Origin of the sequence: Haloechinothrix salitolerans, assembly GCF_042662605.1 — a bacterium.
Lineage (GTDB): Bacteria > Actinomycetota > Actinomycetes > Mycobacteriales > Pseudonocardiaceae > Haloechinothrix_A > Haloechinothrix_A salitolerans.
On the sequence record NZ_JBHSXX010000001.1, the window covers coordinates 1,257,918 to 1,271,823 of the forward strand.

General features: G+C 64.9%; 9 protein-coding genes and 2 CRISPR repeat arrays (1 of these 11 running past the window's edge). All 9 genes read left to right on the forward strand.

The features are described 5' to 3' along the window. Nucleotides 1-166 precede the first annotated feature (166 nt). The 9 genes from ACFQGD_RS05995 to cas2e all read left to right on the forward strand — a co-directional run bounded on the left by ACFQGD_RS05995 (nt 167) and on the right by cas2e (nt 13,287). Nucleotides 167-1,288 (forward strand): methyltransferase domain-containing protein, encoded by a 1,122-nt coding sequence (locus tag ACFQGD_RS05995; protein ID WP_345392980.1) that lies wholly within the window; start codon nt 167-169, stop codon nt 1,286-1,288. A 21-nt stretch (nt 1,289-1,309) separates the two neighbouring features. Beyond that, nucleotides 1,310-4,035: direct repeats of the CRISPR family, unit length 28 nt; unit sequence GGATCATCCCCGCGCACGCGGGGAGCAC. Between the two features lie 304 nt (nt 4,036-4,339). Next, nucleotides 4,340-7,132, forward strand: a complete 2,793-nt coding sequence (gene cas3 / locus ACFQGD_RS06000; RefSeq protein ID WP_345393084.1) for a CRISPR-associated helicase Cas3' — start codon at nt 4,340-4,342, stop codon at nt 7,130-7,132. Beyond that, nucleotides 7,122-8,768 (forward strand): type I-E CRISPR-associated protein Cse1/CasA, encoded by a 1,647-nt coding sequence (gene casA, locus ACFQGD_RS06005; protein WP_345392983.1) that lies wholly within the window; start codon nt 7,122-7,124, stop codon nt 8,766-8,768. The genes cas3 and casA overlap by 11 nt, the downstream gene beginning before the upstream one ends. Next, nucleotides 8,765-9,418, forward strand: coding sequence for a type I-E CRISPR-associated protein Cse2/CasB (gene casB / locus ACFQGD_RS06010; protein ID WP_345392986.1), 654 nt, complete (start codon nt 8,765-8,767; stop codon nt 9,416-9,418). Before casA ends, casB begins: the two co-directional genes overlap by 4 nt. A 7-nt stretch (nt 9,419-9,425) precedes the next feature. Next, complete coding sequence (gene cas7e / locus ACFQGD_RS06015; protein ID WP_345392989.1) at nt 9,426-10,547, forward strand: type I-E CRISPR-associated protein Cas7/Cse4/CasC; 1,122 nt, start codon at nt 9,426-9,428, stop codon at nt 10,545-10,547. Then, a complete protein-coding gene (cas5e, locus tag ACFQGD_RS06020; RefSeq protein ID WP_345392991.1) occupies nt 10,544-11,269 on the forward strand; it encodes a type I-E CRISPR-associated protein Cas5/CasD in 726 nt (241 codons plus the stop codon). Before cas7e ends, cas5e begins: the two co-directional genes overlap by 4 nt. A gap of 1 nt (nt 11,270) precedes the next feature. Further along, nucleotides 11,271-11,939: a type I-E CRISPR-associated protein Cas6/Cse3/CasE gene (gene cas6e, locus ACFQGD_RS06025; protein WP_345392993.1), complete on the forward strand. Its 669-nt coding sequence runs from the start codon at nt 11,271-11,273 to the stop codon at nt 11,937-11,939. Continuing rightward, nucleotides 11,936-12,883, forward strand: a complete 948-nt coding sequence (gene cas1e, locus ACFQGD_RS06030; protein ID WP_345392996.1) for a type I-E CRISPR-associated endonuclease Cas1e — start codon at nt 11,936-11,938, stop codon at nt 12,881-12,883. Before cas6e ends, cas1e begins: the two co-directional genes overlap by 4 nt. Continuing rightward, nucleotides 12,880-13,287, forward strand: coding sequence for a type I-E CRISPR-associated endoribonuclease Cas2e (cas2e, locus tag ACFQGD_RS06035; protein WP_345392999.1), 408 nt, complete (start codon nt 12,880-12,882; stop codon nt 13,285-13,287). Before cas1e ends, cas2e begins: the two co-directional genes overlap by 4 nt. Nucleotides 13,288-13,364: 77 nt before the next feature. Next, nucleotides 13,365-13,906: direct repeats of the CRISPR family, unit length 28 nt; unit sequence GTGCTCCCCGCGCACGCGGGGATGATCC; it runs 583 nt beyond the window's last position.

The window sequence follows — 13,906 nt, forward strand, 5'->3', positions numbered from 1 at the left end:
GCGGTCACTAGGAGGAACTGAGCACAAGGAGTACGAAGATGGGTAAGCGCGACGCTGACCGTGACGGGCAGGGCGACCCGCAGCCGGATAAATGGGAGAACTGGGACAAGAAAGACGATGGCAATAAGCACGAAGGCGACGACAAGAAGTAGGGCGGCACGACACCGTGACTGACTGGCGCGAACGACTCACTGTGCCGCGCGATCAGTTCATTCCGCCCGTGGTGTGGGTCGATGACCCCGCTACGGGCGGATTCACCGCCGTGTCCCGAGACGATGACGAATCTCGATGGCGTGCGCTGGTCGACGCAGACGAACCGATCATTACCCAGGTAGATGACGGTGAGACACCGCTAGGCGGCATCGGTCTGCGTCCGTCCAGCTCGTGTAGTCAGCCGTCGCTGGTGGCTGCCATGCTTGACGTGCTCGACGTGCGCGAGGGACACCGAGTGTTGGAAATCGGCACCGGCACCGGCTGGAATGCGGCGCTGTTGTCCGAGCGGGTAGGCGACAGTGGATACGTGGTGTCGGTCGAGGTAGATGCCGACGTCGCGGATGACGCTCGTGGTTCCCTGGCACGCGCCGGATACCGACCTCTGGTCGTCACGGGGGACGGCGCCAAGGGATACCAGCCGCACGCCCCGTACGACCGGCTTCTCTGTACCGCGTCTGTCCGGACGATTCCCCGAGCATGGATCGACCAGACACGACCCGGTGGGCTGCTGGTCACCCCGTGGGGCACCGACTACGGCGACGACGCGCTCACATGCCTGGAAGTGCACGAGGACGGTTCGGCATCCGGCCGGTGCGGAATGAACCTCGCCTTCATGCGCCTCCGACACCAACGCCGGGACTTCCTCGACCCAACCGCAGAGGAGATCAGCGCGGCCGATCAGACAGTGACTTCGCGCGGTGGTCGCGAGCTATTCGAGATGATCACGTTTTCCCAAGCGGCGTTCACGATCGGGCTCCGTGTCCCGAACTGCTACGTCACCGTGGAAGACGTGGACGACGATCACCGCAAGATCGAACTTCACGACGTCCGTTCTCAGTCATGGGCGCGGGTCAGCCTCGTTCGCGGACACAACCCGTGGACGGTGCACCAGCTCGGCCCACGTCGGCTGTGGGACGAGGTGGACGTTGCCTACGACTGGTGGCTCGCAGCGGGCGAGCCGACCCCCGACCGGTACGGACTCACGGTGCAGCCGAACGGCACCCACACTGTCTGGATCGACACGCCGGACAACGACAACCGCTGGTCACTGGGGAACGAGAGCGAATCGGTATGACAGCACTGTTCGCGGTGGTCCGAATGCTCCCCGCGCACGCGGGGAGCACCTTCGCAACGCCTCGTCAAAGATCGCCACGAGCGGATCATCCCCGCGCACGCGGGGAGCACCTACACCACAGAGCTATAGCGCGTCAAAGCACCGGATCATCCCCGCGCACGCGGGGAGCACTTCAAATCTAGGGCACAAATCTAGGCGTAAAACGGATCATCCCCGCGCACGCGGGGAGCACGGCCCCTGACCAGCGGGGAACTGGCAGGGGCCTGGATCATCCCCGCGCACGCGGGGAGCACGCGCAACTCCGCGCGACGCTCGGCAACGGCCAGGGATCATCCCCGCGCACGCGGGGAGCACGCGAGCCGCACCGCGGTACCCGCGTCGTGCGACGGATCATCCCCGCGCACGCGGGGAGCACACGCCTGCCGTAGCCGAGTAGCGGTGACGCGGCGGATCATCCCCGCGCACGCGGGGAGCACTGTTGAGGTCTACTCTTCGCAGTACCTCGGCCGGGATCATCCCCGCGCACGCGGGGAGCACGATCGCGCCCTTACGTCCTGCCATTTCAGCCCCGGATCATCCCCGCGCACGCGGGGAGCACGTGCCCGGCCAGCTCGTCGGGCACCTCGACCTCGGATCATCCCCGCGCACGCGGGGAGCACGGAAAGCGACCTGCCTGCCGCACGTGCGGAGGCAGGATCATCCCCGCGCACGCGGGGAGCACGCGTGCCGCCAATCTGGCCGCCGTGCGCGGCACGGATCATCCCCGCGCACGCGGGGAGCACACGACAAAATTGTCGTTCTGGACGAGGATGGGTGGATCATCCCCGCGCACGCGGGGAGCACGCGTGCCGCCAATCTGGCCGCCGTGCGCGGCACGGATCATCCCCGCGCACGCGGGGAGCACACGACAAAATTGTCGTTCTGGACGAGGATGGGTGGATCATCCCCGCGCACGCGGGGAGCACCAAGAGACCGTCGAGCGGTCAAGCGCTGTCACGGGATCATCCCCGCGCACGCGGGGAGCACTCGATGTACTCGGTCGGCTCACCCGTCGATCGCGGATCATCCCCGCGCACGCGGGGAGCACCACGGATACCACGCGTTGAGCACCCGCTGGAGCGGATCATCCCCGCGCACGCGGGGAGCACGGAGTGATCATGGTCATCCCATACCGGGTACTCGGATCATCCCCGCGCACGCGGGGAGCACCACCGCAACGGTTCGGGTTGGCCAGCACAGTGCGGATCATCCCCGCGCACGCGGGGAGCACTGGCAGGCCACTGGGCAGGACACGGGGTCGACGGGATCATCCCCGCGCACGCGGGGAGCACGTGCTGATGGTCACCGACGCCTCAACTCCGAACGGATCATCCCCGCGCACGCGGGGAGCACAACGTGTTGAACAGCTTCGACGCGCGGGCAACCGGATCATCCCCGCGCACGCGGGGAGCACCATTGAGGCGGTCGGCCCGGCGCTGTTCGCGGGGGATCATCCCCGCGCACGCGGGGAGCACCTGCTGCTATCCCAGTCCGCCACGGCACCTCCCGGATCATCCCCGCGCACGCGGGGAGCACCGACCATGTGGATCGCCGAGGGCAATGGCGAGGGGATCATCCCCGCGCACGCGGGGAGCACGATGCGCAGGTGTTTGCGGATCACCGCCGAGAGGGATCATCCCCGCGCACGCGGGGAGCACGACGGTATGACCCTTGACGGGTATGCGGCGGTGGGATCATCCCCGCGCACGCGGGGAGCACCCTGCCAGAGTCGGATGATAAAGAGCCCGATGAGGATCATCCCCGCGCACGCGGGGAGCACCCTAGACGCCCGCGCCATCCTGCGGGCGGTTGGCGGATCATCCCCGCGCACGCGGGGAGCACGGCAACGGGTACCTGTCCAAGGTATCCACCCCGGGATCATCCCCGCGCACGCGGGGAGCACGCCGTACGCCTCGGCGATCTTCTCGCGGTTCGCGGATCATCCCCGCGCACGCGGGGAGCACTTCACCCCACCGAGAAGGTTGTCGACCAGCCTCTCGAAAGCGTTCGGATCATCCCCGCGCACGCGGGGAGCACCCGACACATCCCACCGGGGCGGGTACGACGGAAGGATCATCCCCGCGCACGCGGGGAGCACGACGGCTGGTACGAGGTCAACGGCTTCGTGTCAGGATCATCCCCGCGCACGCGGGGAGCACACCACCTAGGGCGTTCGGCCAGACGTCTTGGGCGGATCATCCCCGCGCACGCGGGGAGCACATAACGAAACGCCCCAGAGTGATCTCTGGGGCGGGATCATCCCCGCGCACGCGGGGAGCACCAGTGGCGCGGCATCATCGTGACCATCGTCAGCGGATCATCCCCGCGCACGCGGGGAGCACAACCAGTCCTTCTGCGCCTGCCCGAGCATCGTCGGATCATCCCCGCGCACGCGGGGAGCACCTAGGGCAGGACGTGGGCGACCTTGGCGATGCAGGATCATCCCCGCGCACGCGGGGAGCACTCTTCGAGGTTCATCGCTTCCCACGCGTTTTCCGGATCATCCCCGCGCACGCGGGGAGCACCTCTCCGCAGTACATCGCAGAAAATGTCGCACCGGATCATCCCCGCGCACGCGGGGAGCACTCTTCGAGGTTCATCGCTTCCCACGCGTTTTCCGGATCATCCCCGCGCACGCGGGGAGCACCTCTCCGCAGTACATCGCAGAAAATGTCGCACCGGATCATCCCCGCGCACGCGGGGAGCACACTTGTTGACCTGGGCCGATCCTACTGCATCTGCCGGATTTTCTTCAGTTTGTTTCCGTTAACTTGCCGCGATCTTACTTCTGCCCGTAACACGGAGCGATCCGTAGACGACTCCGAAAACACGTCGTTCATCACGTGGTGTACCCCGTAGGCGTTTGGGTCCTGGGGACGCTGGATCATTATCCCAATGATCGTCACTTGACCTAAGTGTCAGACCCGTCTGACACTCTGTGCGCCACCGTGATGCAGGTCAGCAAGTGGTCGGGAGGCGTGGTCGGTGGGATTGAGCGAGGCGGCTCGATCGGTGTGGGCGAAATCTGCGGATGAGGACGGCGCTTGGCTGCCGTTGTGGCAACACATGGACGACTCCGCGGATGTGGCCGCTGAACTGTTCGAGCGTTGGCTTGCTCCAAGCGTCGTTCGCCTGCTCGCGGCTGAGTTTGGCGATGACATCGACCAAGCTCGTACAGCGGTTGGGTTTCTAGCGGGCATTCATGACCTCGGTAAGGCAACCCCGGCGTTCGCCGTGCAGGACGGCAATATCGCGCAGCGTATGCGGGAGCACGGACTCTATATGGCTTCGCACAAGTCTGAACTCGTCGATCGGCACTTGGCGCATCATTCGGTTGCGGGACATCATCTGCTTGTCCGTTGGCTTCGAGATCAGGGCTGGTCGCGGCGAGTAGCGAGGACATGGGGCGTCGTACTTGGTGGACATCACGGCGTTACTCCGGATTCGTCCGCGGAGAAGGCGGCGAAGCCTGATGAACTGCCCGAACTCTATGGTCGTGGCACGTGGTTGCACGTGCAGCGCGAGTTCATCGACCGGATGGTGACGCGAACCGGTGCGGAAGCATGGCTCACGAAGTGGCGTGACATCAAGCTTTCGGCGCAGTTCCAGGTCCTGGCTACCGCGCTGGTGATCATGTCGGACTGGATCGCAAGTAACAAAGACTTGTTGCCGTTTCACGTCGAGCGGTTGCCTGAGCCCAGGAGCGAACCACGTCGCGTGCGAGACGCGCTCGCCACCTTGCGGTTGCCGTCTCCGTGGGCACCTGCTCCGTATGGCGGTGACGTGTCTGAGCTTTTCGCGCGGCGTTTCTCTCTTCCCGCCGGTGCCCGGCCGCGTCCGGTGCAGGCGGCGATGTTCGACGTCGCCCATAGTATGTCCGAACCGGGGTTGCTCATCGCGGAAGCGCCAATGGGAGAAGGCAAAACCGAGGGTGCTCTCGCCGCGTCCGAGGTGATGGCGGCCCGGTTCGGAGCGGGAGGCGTCATGATCGCGTTGCCGACCCAGGCGACGACGGACGCGATGTTCCATCGTGTCGTCGATTGGCTTGACGCGATGGGCGCTCGTGACGAGCAGGTTGGTGGCTCGATCATGCTCGGGCACGGCAAGGCCCGGTTCAACCGCGTTTATCAAGGTCTCGTACGTGCTGGAAAGCTCGCGGAGATCGGGCGTGACGATACGGCAGTTCGTTGCGGCCATGCCGTCAGCGCGCATGCGTGGCTGTCTGGGCGCAAAAAGGCGCAGTTGGCGAATTTCGCGATCGTCACGATCGATCAGTTGCTTTTCGCGGGCTTGCGGGCGCGGCATTTGATGTTGCGCCATCTCGCGTTGGCGGGAAAGGTCGTTGTGATCGATGAGATCCACGCCTACGACGCCTACATGAACTCCTACCTGTCGACAGTGCTGACGTGGCTTGGCGCGTACCGTGTGCCGGTCATCGCGCTTTCGGCGACACTTCCCGCGCAGCAGCGGCGAGAGCTGATAGAGGCGTACGAGCGTGGGCGCGACGGTTCCGGCCATGACCACCTTGATCGGCTGGACGGCGACATTGGGTACCCCGCGCTGACCTGGACCGAAGGCAACGCGATATCGACTCGCGTCGTCGAACCGTCTGGCCGCCGTACGTCGGTGGCCGTCGAGGCACTGACCAACGGTGCCGACGATCTGGATGAGTTATCAGCGTTGCTGCGCGACCTCCTCAGTGACGGTGGATGCGCGTTGGTCGTGCGCAACACCGTACGTCGGGTGCTGGCTACGGCTGAACAGTTGGAACGCGAGTTCCCCGGGGAAATCACGGTCGCGCATTCCCGCTTCATCGCGGCCGACCGCATGGGCAAAGACACCGAGCTGCTCGACATGTTCGGCGCACCCGATCGGGCCAAAACCAGGCCGCGCCGAGCGATCCTCGTCGCCTCCCAGGTGGTCGAACAGTCGCTCGATGTGGACTTCGACGTCTTGGTCACCGACTTGGCGCCCATGGATCTAGTGCTGCAACGTACGGGACGACTACATCGGCACGAGCGAGGCCGGGACCAGGCTGATCGGCCGCCGAAGCTGCGGTCTGCTCGGGTCTATGTCGCGGGTGCCGATTTCAGTGCGAATCCACCTGAGCTGGAATCGTCAGCGGCACGGTATGTCTACGGCGAGCACACATTGTTCCGTTCCGCGGCAGTACTGCGAGGACGATTCGGATCAGTGATCGAATTGCCCGACGACATCGCTCCACTGGTGCAAGAGGCGTACGGACCGCACGAGATCGGACCGGAGTCGTGGCGTGACACCTTGGCCGCCGCACGAGAGAAGTGGCAGCGCCGGGTCGCGGATCGTGAGGACAAGGCGCGTGGTTTCCAGATCATGGCGCCTGGCAACGCAGGCGAGCCAATCACCGGGTGGATGTCGGCCTCGATTGGTGAGGCGGACGATGAGGCGCAAGGGCAGGGCCAGGTCCGCGACGGCGCCCCCAGCCTGGAGGCGATTCTGCTGTGTGAGGGTGCTGACGGCGAGTGGCGTACGCCCGCGTGGTTACCCGAGGGACGCGGCGGGTTGACGATTCCGCGCGACGAAACGCCCTCCATCGAACTGGCGGAGGTCATGGCGTCCTGCGTGCTCCGGCTTCCACTCGCGTTCAGCAATGCTGATGCCGAAACCGCGCTTTGGGATGCCACACCCCCAGCCTGGGAGTTGTCGCCGCTGATCTACCGCCAGCCCGTGCTGATCGTGGACGACGACGGTTGGGGCCGCATCAACGAGCGCCCCGTTCGCTACACGGTTGAGAAGGGATTGGAGGTGTTCGACAGTGACGAGTGACGGCTTCAATCTCCTCGACGAACCGTGGATCATCGTGCTCGCACCGGACGGGCGCGAGTATGAGGTGTCGATTCTCGACTTGTTCGCGGAGGCGCCGCGCTTGTCGATGATCGGTGGCGAGGTGTCGACACAGCCGTTCGCGACCACGCGGCTGCTGCTGGCGTTTCTCCACCGGGCGCTGGATGGTCCCGCTGACCAGGACGAGTGGGCCGAACTGTGGGCGCGGCCGGAACTGCCGATGGATGCCATCAACACCTACGCCGATCGGGTGCGGCACCGGTTCGAACTGTTCGATGCGGAGGCCCCGTTCTTCCAGGTCGCGGACTTACGCACCGCGAAAGGCGAAGTGTCAGGTCTGGAGAAGATCGTCGCGGATGTGCCCAATGGCGCTCCGCTGTTCACGACGCGCTCGGCCGCCAGTTTGCGGCGGATCACCCCGGCTGAGGCAACACGCTGGTTGGTGCATGCCCACGCCTTTGATCCGTCCGGAATCAAGTCCGGTGTGGTGGGTGACCCCGCGGTGAAGAACGGCAAGGGCTATCCGATCGGCACCGGCTGGTCAGGCCAGATTGGCGGAGTGCTCGCACATGGCTCGGATCTGCGACAGACGCTGCTGCTGAACTTGATCGCCAGGGACGCCGAGACCTACGTCCGTATTGGTGGTACCGATGATCTGCCGCCGTGGGAACGGGAGCCTGATCACGCGGCGGGGCACGCAGACCGACCGCCGAACGGCGCCATTGAGCTTTACACCTGGCAAACCCGCCGCGTTCGGCTCGTTGGTGATCGTGCCGGAGTCACCGGTGTGGTTCTCGCGAATGGCGACAGAATCCAGCCGCAGAATCGCCATCGTGTTGAGCCACACTCGGCGTGGCGGCACAGCAAACCGCAGAGCGCGAAGCTCAAGCGAGTCGTTTACATGCCTCGTGCGCATGAGACGAGCCGGTCGTTTTGGCGCGGCTTAGAAGCGTTGCTGCCGTCGATCTCGCCGGCTAGTGGTGCTGCGCGTGGTGATCCACAACCGTACCTGGCCCCGGGGTTGATGCAGTGGATCGACGAGCTCACCGAGAACGAGTGTCTTCCGGAAGACTTCGTGGTGAGGCTGCGCGCCCACGGTGTGGAGTACGGTGCACAGAGCGCGACTTACGCCGAGATCATCGACGACGTGCTGCCGCTGCCGGTGCAGTTGGTGCGACAGGACCGTCCGGATGCGGGCAGGACCGCCGAGCGCGCGGTCGCTGATGCCGAAGCGGCGGCTCAGCGTCTCTGGCGGTTCGCTGAGAACGTGGCGCAAGCAGCAGGGGCGGAGCCGAAGTCGGGAGCGGGCGAGCGGGCGCAGGAGACGTTCTTTTCCGCGCTTGAACCGGAGTATCGCGCATGGTTGGCGACGTTGCGGCCGGACTGCGACCTCGGGGAGGCGCGGCGTAAGTGGCAGAAAACCGTCCGCCGTGCGTGTGCGCCGGTGACGACTGAATTCGTGAGCGCAGCGCCGACCGCTGCGTGGATAGGCCGTGACATCAATGGACGTCTGGTGAACGTGCCGCTGGCCGAAGCATGGTTCAACGCCGCGCTGCGCGAGGTGTTGCCACTGGCGTTCCCACCGAGAGAAAGCATGCAGGTGGAGGTACAACAATGACCGCGACAACCAGTGCGGAAAAGCCAGCGCGCGAGCAACACCAGCGGCTTGGCACGCTTGGTAAGGCTCTTGACTGGCGCCTGGATCGCCTGCAACGCGAGTACCTGAAGGCCGCACCGGCGGCGCGTGCCGACCTCGCGCGGCTGCGGCGTGGGGTCGGCAAGCCCGCGGGCAGCGTCCCAGAGATATGGGAACTCACGGTCGGCGCCGTGCCGGAGGAGTTGGCACGTGACGACGACGATCCGAGCTGGGCCGAGCAGGCCGTGCATGCCGCGATGACGTTGTATGCCGTGCATCAACAGTCGCTGGACATCCCCGCGCACGTTCCCGGTGTCAGCTTCGGGCAAGCGGTTGGCCGTCTCAGCGCCCACGATGACCGCAGCAAGGAAGCGGTCACCCGCCGGTTCATGGCCGTCGCCACCGCGGAGTCGATCGACGAGCTGCTGACCCATGCGCGAGGGCTGATCACTCAGCTTCGCGCGGCCAGGCAAGGGATGGACTACGCCCGCTTCGCCGACGACGTATGGGGCCTGTTGACGCCCGCCGGCGCACAGCGGGTCCGCCTGGCCTGGGGGCGCTCCTTCTACCGCACGAAACCCAGTAGTTCCGACGACAGTACAGACGAGTCCGCCACCAACGACCCGGAGTGATGAGATCATGAACCGCACCTTCATCGACATCCACGTCCTGCAGACCGTTCCACCGAGCAATATCAACCGCGACGACACCGGTAGTCCGAAGACCGCGACGTATGGCGGGGTTCGGCGCGCGCGGGTGTCCAGTCAGGCGTGGAAACGAGCGACCCGCACCGCGTTCGAGTCACATCTGGACCGCTCGGAACTCGGAGTGCGCACCAAGCGCGTCGTCGAATGGCTGGCCTCGGAGATCACCTCGCGGGCGCCCGAACTCGAGGACCGCTCACGGCAGCTCGCCGTTGACACGATGAAGGCGGTGGGCATCGAGGTGAAGGCACCGAAGAAGGACGCCACCGAGGAATCCGGGTACCTGGTGTTTCTCAGCAGGCGTCAGATCGACAATCTCGCCGAGGCGGCGATCGAGGCAGCCAACGCCGACAATGTGAAGCAGGCGCTGAAGGATGCCAAGGTGAAAGACCTGGCCGACCGCGACCATTCGATCGACATCGCACTGTTCGGACGGATGGTGGCTGACCAAGCCGACATCAACGTCGATGCCGCCGCACAGGTCGCGCACGCGATCAGCGTGCACCCAGTCGAGACGGAGTTCGACTACTACACCGCTGTTGACGATCGCAGCACCGACGAGGAAACCGGTGCGGGCATGATCGGTACAGTCGAGTTCAATTCTTCCACCCTGTATCGCTATGCCACCGTTGACGTGAACCGGTTGCAAGACAACCTCGGCGATGCCGAGGCCACACGACGTGCGGTAGGGGCGTTCCTGACGTCGTTCGTGCGATCGATGCCTACCGGCAAGCAGAACACCTTCGCCAACCGGACCCTGCCAGAAGCGATCGTGGTGCAGGTTCGTGACACGCAGCCGATCAACCTCGTTGGAGCGTTCGAAAACCCGGTGCGGGAGTCGCAGACGGCGGGTCGCATCAAGCTGGCGTGCGAAGCGCTCTGTGAAGAAGCCGCGGAGATCGAGCGCGCATACGGCGAGCGGCCGGTCGCTACCTGGGTCACCCGGGTAGGCGCGGACACCAGCAGCGTCGATGCGCTCGGCGCGAATCTCCCGCTGTCCGATCTGGTGAACGAACTCGGCGAGACGGTTGACGCGCGGCTCGGAGAAGCGCGATGAGTGTGGTCAAGCTCCGGCTGGCAGGGCCACTACAGTCGTGGGGGTCGCAGAGCCGGTTCGTTCGACGCGGCACGGAGAGGGAGCCGACCAAGAGCGGCATCATCGGAATGGTGGCCGCTGCGCGGGGGCTCCGGCGCAGCGATCCACTCGAAGACCTTCTTGGCCTTCGGCTCGGTGTGCGTATCGACCAGCCGGGACAGCGAGTGCCGGACTTCCAGACAGCGCGCCGTCCCCGTCGCGACGGCTCCGGTGAGATCACCTGGCACGCACTACCCTTGTCACGCCGCTACTACCTGAGTGACGCGGTCTTCCTCGCTGTCTTGGAAGGCGATCGTGCCCTCGTCGAGGCCGTTGATGCGGCCGTGCGTGCACCTCATTTCCCGCTCTATCTCGGACGCAGGAGCTGCCCGCCTGCCGGGCCCGTGGCGCTCGGGGTCGCCGACTGCGACATGGCGGAAGCGCTGGCGACGCAGCCGTGGTTGGCGAGCACACGTGTCCAACGCAGCAGACGGGACCGCATGGTGGAGTTGGCGACGGTGTGTGACGTCGCGCCTGATGATCCGCGGGCCGAGTCGCTGCGGGACATGCCCGTGAGTTTCGATCCCAACCGGCGAGAGTACGCGTGGCGCTCGATCGTTCGTGACACGGTGACGATTCCGAATGAGCACGGTGTCGCTGACTCCGAACCGGAGCACGATCCGATGACGCTGCTGGGAGGGTGACGTGTTTCTGACCAAGATGCAGCTCAACCCGCAGCGGAGGAAAGCGCGCAAGTTGCTGTCCTCGCCGCAGGCCATGCATGCGGCCGTCCTCGCCGGATTTCCGGATTCTCGGCCGAGTGAAGACGGCAGAGTTCTCTGGCGGGTCGACTCCTACGGCGCGCATCGGGTGTTGCTCTACATCTCCAGCCCTGACAAGCCCGACCTGACACACCTGGTCGAACAGGCTGGATGGCCGACGACGCAAGGGTGGCAGACCGCCTCGTACGACAGCTTGCTCGACTCGCTCGAGACAGGGCAGCGCTGGCAGTTCCGGCTTACCGCGAACCCGGTACACGCGGTCAGGCGTGAGGGATGGTCCGCCACGAAGCCGCTTGGACACGTGACCGTTGTCCAGCAGCAGCAATGGTTACTGGATCGGCAAGAGCGGCTCGGTTTTCGCATCGCCCCTAGTTCCGTAGCGGATGAACTGGATGTGGCGGTAGTGGATCGCGCGGTCCGTCGGTTCGACCGCAATGGATCACGAGTCACCATCTCCACTGCCACCTTCGAGGGGCATCTCGACGTCGCAGACACCGACGCGTTCCGTTGTGCGCTCACGTTCGGCATCGGGCGAGCGAAGTCGTACGGCTGCGGTTTGCTGACTTTGGCGAAACCGGCACGGTTGTCATGAACACCATCGGTGGACGACCTACTGAACCGAGGGAACTCGTCCGTGCCGTCGACCGCGTGTCGTTTCTGTACCTGGATCGCTGCGTCGTCAACCGCGACAGTAATGCGATCACGGCGACAGATGAGCGCGGCACAGTTCACGTACCTGCCGCATCGGTTGGTGTACTTCTTCTTGGACCAGGTACGACCATCACGCACCAGGCGATCGCGCTGTTATCGGACAGCGGATCAACAGTTGTGTGGGTAGGGGAGCAGGGCGTGCGCTACTACGCGCACGGCTCGTCACTGACGCGATCGTCCAGGTTGTTGGAGGCGCAAGCTCATGCTGTGACAAACACCCGATCACGACTGCGAGTCGCACGTGCGATGTATGAGATGCGTTTCCCCGACGAGGACGTGTCAGCGCTGACCATGCAACAACTGCGGGGACGTGAGGGTGCTCGTGTTCGCCGGGTGTATCGCGAACACTCAGAACGCACAGGCGTTGAGTGGACTGGACGGTCATATGACGTTGAGGACTTCGAGGCAGGGGACGACATCAACCAGGCGCTCTCCGCGACCAACTCGGCACTCTACGGCGTCGTGCACTCGGTCATCGTCGCCATTGGTTGTTCACCTGCCCTGGGCTTCATCCACACCGGACATCACCGGTCGTTTGTCTATGACATCGCCGATCTGTACAAGGCGGAACTGACGATCCCGGTCGCTTTCGACGTCGCGGCTAGTGCGTCACCCGACATCGCTAGCGAAGCTCGACGACTCATTCGAGACGCGCTGCACGGCGGCAAGCTGCTTGAACGATGCGCACGCGACATACGGCGACTCCTCATAGGTGACCCGGAGGAGACCGACTCGGCCGAGTACTTCGAAGTCGACACTATCTCACTTTGGGACGATCGGCACGGCAACGTTGCCGGTGGTGTTTCCTACGGCGATGCGTCATGACGGTCATCGTGCTTACCGCGGTCCCGCCCGGTCTGCGCGGTCATCTAACCCGGTGGTTGCTGGAGATCAGCCCGGGCGTGTATGTCGGATACGTGTTCGCTCGTGTCAGAGAGCTGATGTGGGAGAGAATCATCGAGTACGTTGCCGAAGGGCGAGCGCTTATGGTGTACGGCACCCGAGGTGAGCAGCGGCTTGAGTTTCAAGTTCACGGACACGACTGGATGCCTGTCGATTACGACGGCATCACCCTCATGAGGCGGCAGACCGCACCCGACTATGTGCCCGCGAAACAGAACAAGTTCAGCAACGCGCAGCCGAAGACGTCCGCAACTGAGGGTGCCGCCATGCGTGATGAAACCGTATGGAAGCGGCGCGAAGCTCGGAGGAAGTTCCGTAAGAAGTGATCAAACTACGGCGAGGTGGCGAGAGCAAAGTGAATGAAAATCTGGCCATGCCGTAGTATCGGCCCAGGTCAACAAGTGTGCTCCCCGCGCACGCGGGGATGATCCCGCACCGCGCGGGTCCCCGACACTGACGTGTACGTGCTCCCCGCGCACGCGGGGATGATCCGTCCACCGCGATGGTCCTCATAGGTGCGCCACCGTGCTCCCCGCGCACGCGGGGATGATCCCAGGCCGGGCGAATGTTGTTCCGCCGGTACGTTGTGCTCCCCGCGCACGCGGGGATGATCCGTCGCACGACGCGGGTACCGCGGTGCGGCTCGCGTGCTCCCCGCGCACGCGGGGATGATCCGTGCGTGCGAAAAATCCTAACTAGGTGTTGACAGTGCTCCCCGCGCACGCGGGGATGATCCCGCGTTCCCCGCCAACCCTGCGTGCCACTCGCGTGCTCCCCGCGCACGCGGGGATGATCCCCAGCGATCACTCTCGACTACAACCAGAAGCATGTGCTCCCCGCGCACGCGGGGATGATCCTTCCGGCGAGCGGCATTAGGCTTCGGAGGTACGGTGCTCCCCGCGCACGCGGGGATGATCCGGTAATGAATGCGACTGGATCGATGAC